General features: G+C 69.9%; 18 protein-coding genes. 10 read left to right on the top strand and 8 right to left on the bottom strand.

All coding sequences use genetic code 11. The features are described 5' to 3' along the window. Positions 1–17: 17 nt before the first annotated feature. The 3 genes from V5F49_RS13930 to V5F49_RS13920 all read right to left on the bottom strand — a co-directional run bounded on the left by V5F49_RS13930 (position 18) and on the right by V5F49_RS13920 (position 2,775). Positions 18–881: a sulfurtransferase gene (locus tag V5F49_RS13930; RefSeq protein WP_394117212.1), complete on the bottom strand. Its 864-nt coding sequence runs from the start codon at positions 879–881 to the stop codon at positions 18–20. Between the two features lie 103 nt (positions 882–984). Next, positions 985–2,103, bottom strand: coding sequence for an acyl-CoA dehydrogenase family protein (locus tag V5F49_RS13925; RefSeq protein WP_394117213.1), 1,119 nt, complete (start codon positions 2,101–2,103; stop codon positions 985–987). A 105-nt stretch (positions 2,104–2,208) separates the two neighbouring features. After that, positions 2,209–2,775 (bottom strand): OsmC family protein, encoded by a 567-nt coding sequence (locus tag V5F49_RS13920; RefSeq protein WP_394117214.1) that lies wholly within the window; start codon positions 2,773–2,775, stop codon positions 2,209–2,211. Between the two features lie 220 nt (positions 2,776–2,995). On the opposite strand from V5F49_RS13920, the gene V5F49_RS13915 reads away from it, so the two are divergent. The 3 genes from V5F49_RS13915 (at position 2,996) to V5F49_RS13905 (ending at position 5,062) form a co-directional block, all read left to right on the top strand. Next, on the top strand, positions 2,996–3,655 hold the full coding sequence (locus tag V5F49_RS13915) for a TetR/AcrR family transcriptional regulator (RefSeq protein ID WP_394117215.1): 660 nt from the start codon (positions 2,996–2,998) through the stop codon (positions 3,653–3,655). An 82-nt stretch (positions 3,656–3,737) separates the two neighbouring features. Next, entirely contained in the window at positions 3,738–4,865 is a 1,128-nt protein-coding gene (locus V5F49_RS13910; RefSeq protein ID WP_394117216.1) for a zinc-dependent alcohol dehydrogenase family protein, read from the top strand. A 71-nt stretch (positions 4,866–4,936) separates the two neighbouring features. Then, a complete protein-coding gene (locus V5F49_RS13905; protein ID WP_394117217.1) occupies positions 4,937–5,062 on the top strand; it encodes a hypothetical protein in 126 nt (41 codons plus the stop codon). 33 nt (positions 5,063–5,095) lie between these two features. Here the strand turns inward: V5F49_RS13905 and V5F49_RS13900 are convergent, their stop codons facing one another. After that, positions 5,096–6,160, bottom strand: coding sequence for a c-type cytochrome (locus V5F49_RS13900; RefSeq protein WP_394117218.1), 1,065 nt, complete (start codon positions 6,158–6,160; stop codon positions 5,096–5,098). Positions 6,161–6,334: 174 nt separating this feature from the next. Here V5F49_RS13900 and V5F49_RS13895 point away from each other — a divergent pair, with 174 nt between their 5' ends. The 6 genes from V5F49_RS13895 to V5F49_RS13870 all read left to right on the top strand — a co-directional run bounded on the left by V5F49_RS13895 (position 6,335) and on the right by V5F49_RS13870 (position 10,362). After that, complete coding sequence (locus V5F49_RS13895) at positions 6,335–6,943, top strand: 50S ribosomal protein L25/general stress protein Ctc (RefSeq protein ID WP_394117219.1); 609 nt, start codon at positions 6,335–6,337, stop codon at positions 6,941–6,943. 57 nt (positions 6,944–7,000) lie between these two features. Then, complete coding sequence (gene pth, locus V5F49_RS13890; RefSeq protein ID WP_394117220.1) at positions 7,001–7,609, top strand: aminoacyl-tRNA hydrolase; 609 nt, start codon at positions 7,001–7,003, stop codon at positions 7,607–7,609. Between the two features lie 150 nt (positions 7,610–7,759). Next, the gene (ychF, locus tag V5F49_RS13885) at positions 7,760–8,860 is read left to right on the top strand and encodes a redox-regulated ATPase YchF (RefSeq protein ID WP_394117221.1); all 1,101 of its coding nucleotides are present in this window, start codon (positions 7,760–7,762) and stop codon (positions 8,858–8,860) included. 8 nt (positions 8,861–8,868) lie between these two features. Continuing rightward, positions 8,869–9,372, top strand: coding sequence for a MaoC/PaaZ C-terminal domain-containing protein (locus V5F49_RS13880; protein ID WP_394117222.1), 504 nt, complete (start codon positions 8,869–8,871; stop codon positions 9,370–9,372). Positions 9,373–9,424: 52 nt separating this feature from the next. Further along, on the top strand, positions 9,425–9,889 hold the full coding sequence (locus V5F49_RS13875) for a MaoC family dehydratase (protein WP_394117223.1): 465 nt from the start codon (positions 9,425–9,427) through the stop codon (positions 9,887–9,889). Continuing rightward, positions 9,886–10,362, top strand: coding sequence for a MaoC family dehydratase (locus tag V5F49_RS13870; protein WP_394117224.1), 477 nt, complete (start codon positions 9,886–9,888; stop codon positions 10,360–10,362). The genes V5F49_RS13875 and V5F49_RS13870 overlap by 4 nt, the downstream gene beginning before the upstream one ends. A gap of 76 nt (positions 10,363–10,438) precedes the next feature. Here the strand turns inward: V5F49_RS13870 and V5F49_RS13865 are convergent, their stop codons facing one another. Together V5F49_RS13865 and V5F49_RS13860 are read right to left on the bottom strand one after the other, a co-directional pair. Then, entirely contained in the window at positions 10,439–12,274 is a 1,836-nt protein-coding gene (locus tag V5F49_RS13865) for an ABC-F family ATP-binding cassette domain-containing protein (protein WP_394117225.1), read from the bottom strand. A 134-nt stretch (positions 12,275–12,408) separates the two neighbouring features. Continuing rightward, on the bottom strand, positions 12,409–12,588 hold the full coding sequence (locus tag V5F49_RS13860; protein WP_394117226.1) for a YdcH family protein: 180 nt from the start codon (positions 12,586–12,588) through the stop codon (positions 12,409–12,411). 247 nt (positions 12,589–12,835) lie between these two features. Between V5F49_RS13860 and V5F49_RS13855 the strand changes: the two genes are divergently transcribed. Continuing rightward, entirely contained in the window at positions 12,836–13,042 is a 207-nt protein-coding gene (locus V5F49_RS13855; RefSeq protein ID WP_394117227.1) for a YdcH family protein, read from the top strand. A gap of 128 nt (positions 13,043–13,170) precedes the next feature. On the opposite strand, the gene V5F49_RS13850 is transcribed toward V5F49_RS13855, so the two are convergent. Both V5F49_RS13850 and V5F49_RS13845 read right to left on the bottom strand, forming a co-directional pair. After that, positions 13,171–13,656 (bottom strand): peroxiredoxin, encoded by a 486-nt coding sequence (locus V5F49_RS13850; protein WP_394117228.1) that lies wholly within the window; start codon positions 13,654–13,656, stop codon positions 13,171–13,173. 75 nt (positions 13,657–13,731) lie between these two features. Then, positions 13,732–14,574: a protein-disulfide reductase DsbD domain-containing protein gene (locus V5F49_RS13845; protein WP_394117229.1), complete on the bottom strand. Its 843-nt coding sequence runs from the start codon at positions 14,572–14,574 to the stop codon at positions 13,732–13,734. Positions 14,575–14,675 lie beyond the last annotated feature (101 nt).

The following is a 14,675-nucleotide window of genomic DNA, read 5'->3' as shown; positions in this document are numbered from 1 at the left end:
CCGGCTCCTCTCGCAGGTCAGGCGAGGGCCACGGCCGGATGTCCCTCCTCGATGGGCAGGGCCGGGTCGCGCGACCACTCGTTCCAGGAGCCAAAATACATCTTCACGTCCTTCACCCCCGCCTCTTTCAGCGCGAGGAAGGTGTTGGAGGCCCGCGCCCCCTTGAAGCAGTAGAGGTAGACCGGGGTCTCGGCCGAGATGCCGACCGTGGCGCATTCCGCCAGGATCTCCGGCACCGACTTGAAGCGCGGCCCCTCGGCGGTCGGCTTCATCATGCGGTACCACTCGATCCAGCGGGCGCCGGGGATGCGGCCCTTGCGGGGGCAGAAATCCTTGCCGTAGGGCGAGGAGCTCTCGCCGATCCACTCGTCCACGTCGCGCACGTCGAGCTTGGCGACGGCCGGGTCCTCCACCGCAGCCAGCATGGCGGCGGCGTCGATGATGACCTCGCCGGCTCCCTCGTCCACCGGGAAGGTGGCGGGCACGGGGGTGGGCACGTCGGTGGAAACGGGCATCCCCGCCGCCTGCCAGGCCGAGAAGCCGCCGTGCAGCACCTTGATCTTCGGGTAGCCGAGGAAGGTGAGCAGGAAATAGCCCCGGCAGGACTGGCCGAAGCCGGTGTTCATGGACTGCTCGTAGATCACCGCCGTCTCCTTGCCGGAGAGGCCGGCCTTGCCGAACGCCTCGGCGAACTTGCCGCGCAGCTCGGCGTAGCCCTCGGGGGTGGAGGTGGCGAGGAAGGTGAAGATCTCGTGCAGGTTCACGGCGCCCGGCACGTGGCCGGCGGCGTAGCGCGCGGGGTCGCGCGTGTCGATGACGACGGTCGGCTCCGACAGGATCAGGGTGGACAGATCGGACGGCGAAATCAGGATTGCGCTCATGGAGATCCCCTCTCGCGGGACAGGAGGACACGTCTTCGGAAGGTACCGGGGGCTTTGCGCCCCTCATGTTTTGAAATCCGGTGCGAAACCGTGAGGACGGCGCTCAGGCCCCCATCTGGTCCAGCATCAGCTTGAGCTGCTTGGTGGCCGGCGTGACGATGGCGACGAAATAGGCCTCGCGCAGGCGGCGCTGGCAGCGGTGGGCGCGCACGTAGCCCCGCGCGCCGCAGTGGAGCATGGCGTTGTGCGCCGCCTCGACGCTCTTCTCCCCGGCGACGAGGCGGGCGGCGACGACCCGGCGCCAGTATTCGGGGCTGGCGTCGTCCGGGGTGGCGGCGAGGGCGTTCACCTCGGCCTCGATGCCGGCGAGGGTCTCCGCCATCGCGTCCGGCTGGGTCTCAAGGTAGCGGTTGACGTGGCCGAGCGGGCCTTCCACCTCGCGCATCATGGCGATGGCGTCGCGCATCAGCCCCACCGCCATGCCCGCCTGCAGCAGGATGAAGCCGGCGCGCATCTTCTTCACGAACGGCATGGCCTCGTGCGCCAGCACCATCTCGTCGGGCACGAACAGGTCGCGGACCTGCACCGCGTAGGTGCCGGTGCCGTCCATGCCGAGGAACGGCTCGCAGGGCTTCAGGGTCACGGCCGGATCGGCGCAGTCGATGAGCGCCATGACCGGCTCGCCCTCGCGGCCCTCCAGCGCGAAGATGGCGCCGAAGAAATGGTCCGGGCCGAGGTTCGACACCCACGGCAGGATGCCCTTGACCCGGTAGCCGCCCTCCACCCGCGTGCCCTTCAGCTTCAGCGTCTCGATGCCGAAGAAGGACTTCATGGGATTGGACAGCGCGGTGCCGCCCAGCACGTGGCCGGTAGCGGCGGCGGCGAGGTACTTCGCCTTGGCGGCGGCGTTGTCGGAACTGATGAGGTACCAGACCAGCGTGTTCTGGCACCAGGCCATGAAGGCGGTGGCGGTGCACACCTCGGAGATGCGCGACATGCCCTCGATCGCCGCGCCGAGGCCGGGACCGCCCGGCAGGTGCAGGCGGAAGGCGCCGGCATCGGCGAAGCGGTGCAGCAGCGTCGCCGGATAGGTGCCCTCGTCGATGGCGCGGGCCCAGGCGGAGAGGTCGGTTACCGCGATCTTGCCGATCTGCGCCAGGACGCTTCCGGCATCGGTTTCGGAGACGGACGGATCGTGCGGGGACAGGGCGGTCACGGGCATTGCGGTCCTCTGGTCCTGTGGCGGGGCGGGCGGCGGCAGGGGGTACCCCCGGCGCGCGGGAGCGGCGGCACGCCCGGACCGGCCGGGCGCGCCGAAGGCGCGGGCTCAGCCCAGCGCGACCTCGAGATTGACGGGACGCACGAAGGTGTTGGCCACCGGCGACCACTTGGTGACGTGGGCGATGAGGGCGTCGATCTCCTCCTTCGGCACGCCGTCGCACTCCATCTCCACCTTCACGCGCACGTCGGTGAAGCCGACCGGCTTCTCGCTGACGTCGCCGGTGCCCCAGACGGCGGTGATGTTCAGGTCGCCTTCCAGCTGCAGCTCCAGCTTGCGCACGGTCCAGCCGCGATGCACCGCATTGGCATGCAGGCCGACGGCGAGGCAGGAGCCGAGCGCGGCGAGCGAGGCCTCGGAGGGGTTCGGGGCGGTGTCGTCGCCGAGCAGGCCCGGGGGCTCGTCCACGATGTAGGGGGCGAGGTTGCGGATGTAGTTGGCGTGCCGGAACCGGCCCTCGGCCACGGTCTTGCACTTGAGGGTCTTGATGACCTTGGGGTCCGCCTTGCCGGCGGCGATGAGCTTCTCGAGGCCATCCTTGTCGATGGGGGCGAGGCAGCCCGTGGTCGCCTCGGGCATCAGGCAGCCGGTCAGAGCGGTTTGGGGCGCGGACATCGGGATCTCCTTGGGTCCAGATAGACAGACCGGTCTGTCTTATGCACGCGCCGTGCCAGATGCCCGTCCGCCGCACTGCTGCGGGCGCGAAGGTGCGTTGCCCCATGAGATGGAACGATTCTCCCGCTTCCAAAGGCAGGATTGCGCGGCATGATTCCTGCCTGTATTTAACAGACAGGTCTGTCTTGATGCCCACATTTGCGGCAGATGGTGAGAAGCGATGCAGCAGGCGAAGACCATGCGGGCACGGCCCGCATCCCGCCCCGGCCCCTCGGCCCCTCTTCCGTCCCCCGCCGTCCCGGCCGAGGCGGAGCCGAAGGCGCGCGAGCGCATCCTATCCGCCGCGACCCGCCTGTTCTGTCAGCATGGCATCAATGCTGTGGGCGTGGATGCGGTGGTCGCCGAGGCCGCCACCGCCAAGGCGACCCTCTACAAGACCTTCGGCTCCAAGGAGCGGCTGGTGGAGGCGGTGCTGGAGCGCGAGGGCGCGCAGTGGCGCGACTGGTTCCTCGGCGAGCTGCTCAAGGGCGAGGCGACGCCGCTCACCCGGCTGCGCCGCATCTTCCCGGTGCTGCGGGAATGGTTCGGCGACGCCCATTTCTTCGGCTGCCCCTTCATCAATGCGGTGGCCGAGCATGACAAGCGCGACGACCGGCTGCGCCAGATCGCCCTCGCCCATAAGAAAGTGGTGCTGGAGACCATCGCCCGGCTCGCGGCAGAGGCCGGCGCCCGCGATCCGGACGGCACCGCCCACCAGCTCGGTGTGCTCATCGACGGCGCCATCGTCGCCGCCATGATCACCGAGGACGCGAACGTCGCCCTGCTCGCCGGCCAGACCGCCGACCTGCTGCTCTCGGGCCTCGCCGCCGAGGCCGCCTGAGCCGCCCTGCTCCTCCCCATCGTCACGCTTGACGCTGCGCGCCCGCCTGCCCGATAGCTGCGCAAACATCGGGAGGAAGAAGATGCGTATCCGCGCCGCCGTGCTCCGCACGTCCCCCATCGACAAGCCCTATGCGCAGACGCGCCCGCTCTCGATCGAGACGATGGAGCTCGCCCCGCCCGAGGCCGGCGAGGTGCTCATCAAGGTGGCGGCGGCGGGCCTGTGCCATTCCGACCTCTCGGTCATCAACGGCGACCGGCCGCGCCAGACCCCCATGGTGCTGGGTCACGAAGCCTCGGGCGTGGTGGTGGAGACGGGCGCGGGCGTCACCGATCTCGCCCCCGGCGACCATGTGGTGATGAGCTTCGTGCCCACCTGCGGCACCTGCCCCTCCTGCATGGAGGGCCGGGCCCAGCTGTGCGGTCCCGGCCAGGCGGCCAACGGCGCCGGCACGCTGCTCGGCGGCGGGCGGCGGCTGCGCTGCGACGACGGCACCGACGCCTACCACCTGTGCGGCATCTCCGGCTTCGGCGAATATGCGGTGGTCTCGCGCCGCTCCATCATCAAGATCGACAAGGAGATGTCGCTCATCGACGCCGCCTTGTTCGGCTGCGCGGTGATGACCGGTGTCGGCACGGTGGTGAACACCTGCGGCGTCCGACCGGGCCAGAGCGTGGCGGTGGTTGGCCTCGGCGGCGTCGGCCTCTCGGCGGTGATGGGAGCGGTCGCCGCCGGCGCCGACCAGATCGTCGCCCTCGACCTGTCCCCGGCCAAGCTCGATCTCGCCCGCTCGCTCGGCGCCACCGACACCTTCCTCGCCAGCGACGCCGACGTGGTGGACGCGGTGAAGGAAGCCACCCGCGGCGGCGTGGACCATGCCGTGGAGATGGCCGGCTCCGCGCCCGCGTTCGAGCTCGCCTACAAGATCACCCGGCGCGGCGGCACCACCACCACCGGCGGCCTCGCCAATCCGAACGCGCGCGTGTCCCTGCCGCCGGTGCATCTCGTGGCCGAGGAGCGCACCATCAAGGGCAGCTACATGGGCAGCTGCGTGCCGCCGCGCGACATCCCGCGCTTCATGGCGCTCTACCAGCGCGGCAAGCTGCCGGTGAACCGGCTGCTCTCCTCCACCGGGCCGCTCGAGGGAATCAACGAGGGCTTCGACCGCCTCGACCGGGGCGAGGTGGTGCGGCACGTCATCGTCTACTGACCCGCGCGGTGAACCGGCGCTTTCCTTCCACGCCGGTTCGCCGTAAGTCCGTGGGTGGAAGAGGAGAAGCCATGCGCGCCGTTATCCGTCTTGCCGCCGTCGCGGTGCTCGCCCTCGGCCTTTCGGGCTGCGACAAGTGCGGCAACTGGTTCGGCCAGGGCCGCCCCGGCGCCTGCCAGAGCGCGACGCCGCGCTAGCGCACGCGCCGGCCGGATCGCGCTCCGGGGCCGCTATCTGGCGTCCGGATTGGGCACGCGGCCCTTCGTCTCCTTCAGCCGGGCGAGCTCCGCGCGAATGGGGGCGAACGGGCCATACTTGTGCTGGCTGGCGGGAAAGCCATCCGCAAAGGGGCCGTAGGGCGTGTCCACCGGCTTGTCGAGAAGGTTCGGGAAGTCGGCGGCGAAGCCGGCCCGCGACGGGCGGGGCTGGCTCACCACATAGGCCGCCACGTCCCAGGCATCCTCGGCCGACAGCACGGGCATCTGCCAGTCGGTGCCGTTGGGCATGTTGTCGTGCACGAAATTGGCGATGGTGATGAGACGGTTCATGCCGGCGCCGTCGTTGAAGCTGTCCGGCCCCCACAGGGGCGGCACCCCGTAGCCGAAGCTCGCATCCACCGGATTGCGGCGCAGGCCCTCCCCGCCCGAGCGATGGCAGAAGACGCAGTTCTGCGCATAGACGCGGGCGCCGCGCTGCGGATCTGCGGCCCGGTCGAGCTCGGGCATGGCGCCCGCCCCGGCACCCTCGATGCGCGCATCCTTCGGCAGGGCGGAGGAGAGCACGCGCAGATAGGCCACCAGCGCCTGCATGGGCGCGGCATCCCGCGGCATGGGGCGCCCGTTCATGGAGCGCATCATGCAGTTGTCGAGGCGGTCCTCGAGGCTTGCCATCTCGCCGGTGCGCGCGGAATAGGCCGGGTAGTCGGCCGCCGCGGCCACCAGCGGCAGGCCGAACTTTTTTTGCCCGGCATCGAGGTGACAGCTGGCGCAGGCGAGATTGTTGCCGGCGAACCGCATGGCCGGGTCCGGCGCATCGGGGCCGATATGGCGCGCCGTCGCTTCCAGGATGGAGCGGCCGAAGCGCACCAGCCGCCCGTGGGCATCGTCGGGCAGGAGGTCCACGTCGGGGATGTCCCACACGGCGATCTTCGCGTTGGCGGCGGCAGGCGTAGCCGCCTCGCTGCCGGCCGGCCCCGTCGCCGGCTGGGCCGAGGCCGCGCCGGCGGCAAGCGCCACCACCGCGACGGCGCAAACCCGCCCCATCCATCCCGCCATCCCTGCGGCCCGCACCCTCATGATCCGCCTCCCATCGGGCTGAAACGCCCGCCATTGTTGCGCTGGCGGCGTGTCGCCGCTATAAGCGCGCCTTCGCTCGCGGCATGCGCCCCCCTGGAGGCGTGCTGGCGCGCGAAGGCGCATGTCCGCTTCCCGGCGGCCACGCCCCTCCATCTCTAACTCAGGACGAGTGCCATGACTGCCATCAAGGAACTGAAGGCTGTGGCGCGCCCGCGGGCCGGCAAGGGGGCCGCCCGTGCCGAGCGCCGCGCCGGGCGCGTGCCCGCCGTGATCTACGGCGAGAAGCAGGAGCCCGTTACGATCTCCCTGAACTTCATCGAGATCAACAAGATCATCTACGCCGGCCACTTTCTCACCACGCTGTTCGAGATCGACGTGGACGGCCAGAAGCACCGGGTGATCCCGCGCGACTACCAGCTGGACCCGGTGAAGGATTTCCCCCTCCACGTGGACTTCCTGCGCGTCTCCAAGGGCGCCACCGTGACCGTCGAGGTGCCGGTGCACTTCGTGAAGCAGGAGGCCTCCCCGGCGCTCAAGGCCGGCGGCACCCTGAACGTGGTGGCCCACTCCGTCGAGCTGGAGTGCCCGGCCGAGTCCATCCCCGAGGCGGTCGAGGTCGACCTGACCGGCGCCGGCTACGGTGACAGCTTCCACCTCTCCGCCATCCAGCTGCCCGCGGGCGTGACCTGGGCCGGCCATGGCGATGACACGCTGGCCACCATCGTCGCCCCGGTGGGCGCCGAGGAGCCGGCCGAGGCCGCCGCGGAGGAGCCGAAGGCCTGAGCCTTCGCGCCCCGCGCTTCCTGACACGCATCGGTTTCGGGCCGGAGATAACGCCACATGTTCCTGTTCGCAGGGCTCGGCAATCCCGGCCCGAAATACGCCGGCAACCGCCACAACGTCGGCTTCATGGCGCTCGACGCCATCTGTCGCCGCCACCGCCTCGGCCCGCTGCGCCGCAGGTTCCAGTCCATGGCGGCTGAAGGCGAGATCGCCGGCCAGAAGGTGATCGCCCTCTTCCCCGAGACCTACATGAACGAGAGCGGGCGCGCCGTCGCCGAGGCGCAGCGCTTCTACAAGATCCCGCTCGACCATGTGTTCGTCTTCCATGACGAGCTCGACCTGCCCCCCGCCAAGATCCGCCTGAAGAAGGGCGGCGGCAATGCCGGCCACAACGGGCTCAGGTCCATCACCGCCCAGTGCGGCAACGATTACTGGCGGGTCCGCCTCGGCATCGGCCATCCCGGCGACAAGGCGCTGGTGCACGCCTACGTGCTCAACGATTTCGCCAAGTCCGAGAAGGGCTGGGTGGATGCCGTGTGCGACGCCTGCGCCGATTATGCCGAGCTGATCGCCCAGGGCCGCCCCGAGGAATTCCAGAACCGCGCCCACCTCTTCCTCGACGCCCAGGGCTTCGGCGAGCAGAAGCGCGTCGGCGAGAAGGGCTGAGGCCCCGAAGGCGCGACCGCCGCGTCCGCGCGGGTTGCGCAGTCCTCCCGTCAGGGGATATGCGAGGGGCCGAGCGGTCTTCCTGCGACCTCCCCCTTTTCCTCCACCCACCCGCCGTCCCGGCCGGCGGGTGAAACACCTGAGCGTTCCATGGGCTTCAAATGCGGCATCGTCGGGCTTCCCAACGTGGGCAAGTCCACCCTCTTCAACGCGCTCACCCAGACCGCGGCGGCGCAGGCGGCGAACTACCCGTTCTGCACCATCGAGCCCAATGTGGGTGACGTGGCGGTGCCGGACCCGCGCCTCGACACGCTGGCCGAGATCGCCGGCTCGGGCCAGATCATCCCCACCCGCCTCACCTTCGTGGACATCGCCGGCCTGGTCCGCGGCGCCTCCAAGGGCGAGGGGCTCGGCAACCAGTTCCTCGCCAACATCCGCGAGTGCGACGCCATCGCCCATGTGGTGCGCTGCTTCGAGGACGGCGACGTGACCCACGTGGAAGGCAAGATCGCCCCGGTCAACGACATCGAGACCATCGAGACCGAGCTGATGCTCGCCGACCTCGAGAGCCTGGAAAAGCGCGTGACGGCGCTGGAGAAGAAGGCCAAGGGCGGCACCGACAAGGAGGCCAAGGAGACCCTCGACCTCGTCATGCGCGCCCTCGTCCTGCTGCGCGAGGGCAAGCCCGCCCGCCTCGCCGAGGTGAAGAGCGAGGAGCGCAAGCTGTTCAACCAGCTGGGCCTGCTCTCGGCGAAGCCCGTGCTCTATGTGTGCAACGTGGAGGAAGGCTCCGCCAAGGAGGGCAACTCCCTCTCGGCGGAAGTGTTCAGGCGCGCCGCCGAGGAAGGCGCCAAGGCGGTCGTCGTCTCCGCCAAGATCGAGAGCGAGATCGCCGTGCTGCCGCCCGAGGAGCAGACGGAATATCTGGAGGCCATCGACCTCGACGAGCCGGGCCTCAACCGCGTCATCCGCGCCGGCTACGACCTGCTCCATCTCCTCACCTACTTCACCGTGGGCCCGAAGGAGGCCCGCGCCTGGACCATCACCGCCGGCACCAAGGCGCCCGCCGCCGCCGGGGTGATCCACACCGATTTCGAGAAGGGCTTCATCCGCGCCGAGACGGTGGCCTATGACGACTATGTGAAGTTCCGCGGCGAGGCCGGAGCCCGCGAGGGCGGCCGCTTCCGGCTGGAAGGCAAGGACTACGTGGTCGCCGACGGCGACGTGCTGCACTTCCGATTCGCCAACTGAGGCCCGCCATGGCGGAAGGCGGCGCACGCGAGATCGGCCGGATCACCTTCACCCCGGAGGAAATCCGGCGCTTCGCCGCGCTGTATGATCCCCAGCCCTTCCATCTCGACGAGGCCGCCGGGCAGGCGACCCATTTCGGCGGGCTGGTCGCCTCGGGCTGGCACACCGCCTGCGCCTGGATGGGCCTGTTCGTGCGCGCCTTCGCCGAGGGCACGGGCGACCTGCCGCGCGACCATGCGGCGGTGATCGCGCCGGTGGGCGTGGGCTTCGGCATGACCGACCTGAAATGGCTCGCCCCGGTGCGGGCAGGCGACACCGTGATCTTCTTCGACGAGATCCTCGACGCCCGCGCCAGCGGCAGCCGGCCGGGCTGGAGCGTCTACCACCGCGCCGCCAGCGCCCGGCGGGAGGATGGGACGCAGGTGATCCGGTTCGAACTCAGGCACCTGGCGCCCGACATCCCGGACCGCGACCGGCCTCAAGGTGCGGGAGAGCCGTCCGGCCCGGCTTGACGTTTGCGTCATCCTCGCCTTCCATCGCACCTCAACGACAGGGAGGCCCGCCTTGCCCGACATCTTCTTCGAAGATTTCATCATCGGTGAGGTGAAGACGTTCGGCTCGCACAAGGTGACGCGGGAGGAAGTGATCTCCTTCGCGTCGCAGTTCGATCCCCAGCCCATGCATCTCGACGAGGCGGCGGGCAAGGCCTCGCTGCTGGGCGGCCTCGCGGCCTCCGGCTGGCACACCTGCGCGATCCTGATGCGGCTGATCTGCGACGGCTTCCTGCTGCGCACCGACGGCCTCGGCTCGCCCGGCATCACCGAGAACAAGTGGCTGGCGCCGGTCTACCCCGGCGACGTGCTCACCCTGCGGCGCACGGTGATGGAGAGCCGCACCTCCAAGAGCAAGCCGGACATGGGGCTCGTCACCTTCCGCTTCGAGCTGCTGAAGCCGGACAAGAGCGTCGCGCTCGATCAGGTCTGCGTCATCATGATCGGCCGCCGCAATCCGGGAGCGCGCCTCGCATGAAATATTTCGAGGAACTGGAAGTGGGGGCCAGCCAGGTGCTGGGCCACCACACCTTCACCGAGGCGGAGATCATCGCCTTCGCGCGGCTGTACGACCCGCAGCCGTTCCACGTGGACCCCGAGGCCGCCCGCCGCAGCCCGTTCGGCGCGCTGGTGGCCTCCGGCTGGCACACCGCCTCCATGTGGATGCACTTCCTCGTCGCCTTCAACAAGCGCGAGGCCGAGGCCCAGATGGCCAAGACCGGCACCACCGTGCGCATCGGCCCCTCGCCCGGCTTCAGCAACCTGCGCTGGCTGAAGCCGGTCTATGCCGGCGACACCATCACCTACGCCACCGAGGTGCGGGAGAAGTCCGCCAGCAAGACCAAGCCCCAGTGGGGCGTGGTGAAGGGCTATGCCTCGGGCACCAACCAGCATGGCGACCCGGTGATCGACTTCGAGACCGTGGTGCTGGTGGGCCGCAAGGGAGCCTGAAGCAGGCGCGCGAGGCGAGGGGCATCAGGCCCCGCGCCTGATCGCAAGCCGGCAGGGCCCGCGTCGCGGACGCTCATCAGCCCTCCAGCTCCTCGCGCAGGATCTCCAGCCGGAGCCATTCCTCTTCCGCCGCGTCCAGGGCGCCCTGCGCCTCGGCAATGGCGGTCGACGCCTTCTGGAAGGCGGCGGGATCGCGGGTGTAGAGGGTCGGATCGGCGATCCCTGCGGCGAGCTTCTCCACCTTCGCGCGCAGGCCCTCGATGGTCTTGGGCAGGCTCTTGAGCGCGTGCTGCTCGTGGAACGACAGCCGCCGCTTCGATGCCGTGGCGCTCTTGCCGCCATCCGGCTCCGCGGTCTCGTTCTCCGCGGCCTTCCCGTCCCTGCCCTTCTGCGCCGGCGCGCCCTTGTCGCGCGCCTCCACGCCACGGCCGCGCTGGGTGACCATGTCGGAATAGCCGCCGGCATATTCGCGGAACACGCCGTCGCCCTCCGCCACGATCACGCTCGACACGGTGCGGTCGAGGAAGTCGCGGTCATGGCTGACCAGAATCACCGTGCCGGGATAGTCGGCCACCATCTCCTGCAAGAGGTCGAGGGTTTCGAGATCGAGGTCGTTGGTGGGCTCGTCCAGCACCAGCATGTTGGAGGGCAGCGCCAGCGCGCGGGCCAGCATCAGCCGCCCCCGCTCGCCGCCCGACAGCACGGAGAGAGGGGCGTTGGCCTGGTCGGGGGTGAACAGGAAGTCCTTGAGATAGCCGATCACATGCTTGGGCTGGCCTCCCACCATCACGGTATCGGAGCCGCCGCCGGTCATGGCGTCCTTCAGCGTGGTGCCGGGATCGAGCGCGGCGCGCTTCTGGTCGAGGCTGCCGATCTCGAGGTTGGTGCCGAGCTTCACGCTGCCGGCGTCGGGAGCGAGCTCGCCGGTGAGCAGCTTGATCAGCGTGGTCTTGCCGGCGCCGTTGGGACCGATGATGCCGATGCGGTCGCCGCGCAGGATGCGGGTGGAGAAATCGCGCACCACGACGCGGTCGTCATAGGCCTTGGCGATGTGCTTCGCCTCGATCACCAGCTTGCCGGAGGTCTCGGCCTCGGTCACCGTGATCTTCACGTTGCCCTGGGCGCGGCGCTCCTCCCGGCGATCCTTGCGCATGGAATGCAGCAGTCCGAGGCGGCGCACGTTGCGCTTGCGCCTTGCGGTGACGCCGTAGCGCAGCCAGTCCAGCTCGGCGACGATCTTGCGGTCGAGCTTGTGACGCTCGGTCTCCTCCTGCTCCAGCACGCCATCGCGCCAGGCCTCGAAGCCGGAAAAGCCCTGCTCCAGCCGGCGCGTCTGCCCGCGATCGAGCCAGACGGTGGCGCGCGAGAGGGTTTCGAGGAAGCGCCGGTCGTGGCTGATGAGGACGATGGCGGACTTCAGCCCGCGCAGCTCCTTTTCCAGCCATTCGATGGCGGGCAGGTCCAGATGGTTGGTCGGCTCGTCCAGGAGGAGGACGTCCGGCTCCGGCGCGATCACGCGCGCGAGCGCCGCCCGGCGGGCTTCGCCGCCGGACAGGGTGGACGGGTCCTCGTGACCCGTCAGGCCCAGCTCTTCGAGAAGATACTGGGCGCGATAGGCGTCATCTCCCGGCCCGAGCCCCGCCTCCACATAGGAGAGGGTCGTGGCGTGGCCGGCGAAATCCGGCTCCTGCGGCAGGTAGCGCACGGTGGCGCCCGGCTGGAAGAAGCGCGTTCCGGAATCCGGCGCGACCAGTCCGGCCGCGACCTTCAGCAGCGTGGACTTGCCGGAGCCATTGCGCCCGACAAGGCACACGCGCTCCCCGGCGGACACGGAAAGCTCCGCGCCGTCGAGCAGTGGCGTCGCGCCGTAGCGCAGATGGATGTCCTGGAGGAGAACGAGGGGAGGAGCCATGCCGCCGGATTAAAGCCCCCCGCGCCGGAACGCAAAGGGGACATGGCCGGCACGGCACCCGCCGCGCGTTTCCCGTCAGGGACACGACCGCCCGCGCCGGACGCAGGAGCGCCCGCTCGGGTGGTCTCGCAATGTCAGTGGACTGTGGTGGATCCGTCGAACCGGGACATCTGGTCCTTGAGAACCAGCTTCTTGCGCTTCAGCTCGGCTACACGCAAAGGATCCGAAGCGGGACTGGAGAGCTCTCGGCTGAGCTCCTGCTCGATGGCTGCATGGCGCCGCTTCAGCTCCTGAAGGTGCGACTGGATGGACATTCTGAGCCACTCCCTGTCTGCAACACTTCATCATCCTGTCATGGGCCCGGCTAAGAGTCGACCGCCTTTCTTGCGTCTCCGGCAACGTCCTATCTTGCAGCGCGGCAAGCCCGTGCCATAGTCATCGGGAATGCGGGGGCGGCGGGCGGCGCGCGACCCACGGTGCGGATGCGGGCTTCGGCCGGCGCGCGCGCCTTGCGCCGCCGGGCCGCACGGGCGGGTGACGCCGCCGGTGACGGAAGTGGGCATGACGAGCGACGACGAACGCGATCTGAGGCTGCTCCTGGAGCGCCTGAAGCAGGAACACCGGGATCTCGACAGCGCCATCGACGCGCTGACCGCGGTTTCAGGGTCGGACGTGCTGCAGATCCAGCGGCTGAAGAAGCGCAAGCTGCAGCTGAAGGACCGCATCAGCCAGGTCGAGGACCAGCTGTTTCCCGACATCATCGCCTGAGGCCCCATCCCGGACACGGTCGGGACGGCCCATTCGCGCCCGCCGCAAGGGTGGCGCGGCGGGACGCGGTGCGACGCATCGGCATGGCTGGGGGCCAGGGCCGGAAAGGCGTCAGGCCCCCACGGGCATCACAGCTGCGACAGCATCGCCTTGGCGCCGGACACCTCGGCCGTGCCGGGCGTCTCCTCGATGTTGAGGCTTTTGACCACGCCGTCCTCGACGACCATGGAATAGCGCTTGGAGCGCACGCCGAGGCCGGCGGCGGAAGCGTCGATGGTCAGGTCCAGCGCCTTGGCGAAGGACGCGTCCGGATCGGACAGGAACACGATCTTGCCGTCGGCGCCGGAGGCCTTCTCCCACGCGCCCATGACGAACGGATCGTTCACCGACACCACCGCGATGGCGTCCACGCCCTTGGCCTTGATGGCATCCGCCTCGTGGACATAGCCCGGCAGGTGGTTGCGGTGGCAGGTGGGGGTGAAGGCGCCGGGAACGGCGAAAAGCACCACCTTCTTGCCGGCGAAGACCTCATCCGTGGTCTTCGGCACCGGGCCGTCCTCGGTGGTCACGCGAAAGGTGGCGTTGGGCAGTTTGTCGCCAACCGAAATGGGCATCGCTTTCTCCGCTGTCTGGGCCGTTGCCGGCCGGCGCCGACAATAGGCGGTTTTCGCGCGGCGAACAGCGCCTGCTCAGCGCGCCGGCACCGTCACCTGCGTCGCCACCGCCTTCGGGCCGTCCACCAGCGTGAGGGTGATCACGGCGCCCGTGGGGTCCACCCCCGCCGGCACGCCGTCCAGCGGCACCACGAAGCGCGCCATGCCGTCCGGCAGCGCCGTCTTCTGCGGCAAAGGCAGCGCCCAGCGCGCGTCCGGCCCCTCGGCGAACAGGTCCGCCTTCGGGCTCATGGCGCGCGCCTCGATGACAAGGCGAGGCGGCGTCGCGGACGTATCAAGGCTCACCGCGCGCACCCCCGGCGTCTCGGCCGCGCCCGGCGGCTGCGGGGCGGGGACCAGCGCCCGCGCGGTGACGATGCGGGCGGCATCGGGCCCGTCGGCGGCGGGCAGGTCGAGCGCGAGATCGGCGCGGGCCGGCATGCACAGCGCCTCGCACACCGCGAAATCGAAGGCGAGGCTGAGCCGGGCGGGCTTTCCGGACTCGGCGAGGCGCACCTTCAGGGGAAACAGCACGGCGCCCTTGTAGCCGATGGCATAGCCGCCGCCGCCGTCGGGAAAGCGGCGCGGCGCCGGCCATTCCATCTCCACGCCGGCGACGTTGGTGGAGCCCGCGAAGGAGACCGAAGGCGGCACGCCGCTGTCGCCGGGATAGCGCCAGTAGGTCTTCCAGCCGGGCGAGAGACGCACCTCGATGCCCGCGTCCACCTCGTTTGCGGCGACGGCGCCGGCCAGCAGCTCCACCTCGGCGCCGGGCACCTTCACCAGCGGCTCCGCGGCGGCGGGCACGGCCCACAGGAACAGTGCGCCGGCGAGGCCCGGCACGACGCGGGCGACGCAGCGGTCACGAAACATCTGCATGCGGTTCATGCCCAAAGCGGGTAACCGCTCCCGGCCCGCGCGCAAAGCCCCCCGCATGCACAAGGCCGTGACATGCCTCCCTGCGCGGGCGGGCGCGGACG

Source organism: Xanthobacter lutulentifluminis (assembly GCF_043194675.2).
Lineage (GTDB): Bacteria > Pseudomonadota > Alphaproteobacteria > Rhizobiales > Xanthobacteraceae > Xanthobacter.
This window is presented reverse-complemented; position numbering and strand designations above follow the sequence as displayed.

Bases quoted from the DNA above. Each gene is read 5' to 3' on its own strand.
- V5F49_RS13930 (WP_394117212.1), bottom strand. From the start codon at position 881: ATGAGCGCAATCCTGATTTCGCCGTCCGATCTGTCCACCCTGATCCTG.
- V5F49_RS13925 (WP_394117213.1), bottom strand. From the start codon at position 2,103: ATGCCCGTGACCGCCCTGTCCCCGCACGATCCGTCCGTCTCCGAAACC.
- V5F49_RS13920 (WP_394117214.1), bottom strand. From the start codon at position 2,775: ATGTCCGCGCCCCAAACCGCTCTGACCGGCTGCCTGATGCCCGAGGCG.
- V5F49_RS13915 (WP_394117215.1), top strand. From the start codon at position 2,996: ATGCAGCAGGCGAAGACCATGCGGGCACGGCCCGCATCCCGCCCCGGC.
- V5F49_RS13910 (WP_394117216.1), top strand. From the start codon at position 3,738: ATGCGTATCCGCGCCGCCGTGCTCCGCACGTCCCCCATCGACAAGCCC.
- V5F49_RS13905 (WP_394117217.1), top strand. From the start codon at position 4,937: ATGCGCGCCGTTATCCGTCTTGCCGCCGTCGCGGTGCTCGCCCTCGGC.
- V5F49_RS13900 (WP_394117218.1), bottom strand. From the start codon at position 6,160: ATGAGGGTGCGGGCCGCAGGGATGGCGGGATGGATGGGGCGGGTTTGC.
- V5F49_RS13895 (WP_394117219.1), top strand. From the start codon at position 6,335: ATGACTGCCATCAAGGAACTGAAGGCTGTGGCGCGCCCGCGGGCCGGC.
- pth (WP_394117220.1), top strand. From the start codon at position 7,001: ATGTTCCTGTTCGCAGGGCTCGGCAATCCCGGCCCGAAATACGCCGGC.
- ychF (WP_394117221.1), top strand. From the start codon at position 7,760: ATGGGCTTCAAATGCGGCATCGTCGGGCTTCCCAACGTGGGCAAGTCC.
- V5F49_RS13880 (WP_394117222.1), top strand. From the start codon at position 8,869: ATGGCGGAAGGCGGCGCACGCGAGATCGGCCGGATCACCTTCACCCCG.
- V5F49_RS13870 (WP_394117224.1), top strand. From the start codon at position 9,886: ATGAAATATTTCGAGGAACTGGAAGTGGGGGCCAGCCAGGTGCTGGGC.
- V5F49_RS13865 (WP_394117225.1), bottom strand. From the start codon at position 12,274: ATGGCTCCTCCCCTCGTTCTCCTCCAGGACATCCATCTGCGCTACGGC.
- V5F49_RS13860 (WP_394117226.1), bottom strand. From the start codon at position 12,588: ATGTCCATCCAGTCGCACCTTCAGGAGCTGAAGCGGCGCCATGCAGCC.
- V5F49_RS13855 (WP_394117227.1), top strand. From the start codon at position 12,836: ATGACGAGCGACGACGAACGCGATCTGAGGCTGCTCCTGGAGCGCCTG.
- V5F49_RS13850 (WP_394117228.1), bottom strand. From the start codon at position 13,656: ATGCCCATTTCGGTTGGCGACAAACTGCCCAACGCCACCTTTCGCGTG.
- V5F49_RS13845 (WP_394117229.1), bottom strand. From the start codon at position 14,574: ATGCAGATGTTTCGTGACCGCTGCGTCGCCCGCGTCGTGCCGGGCCTC.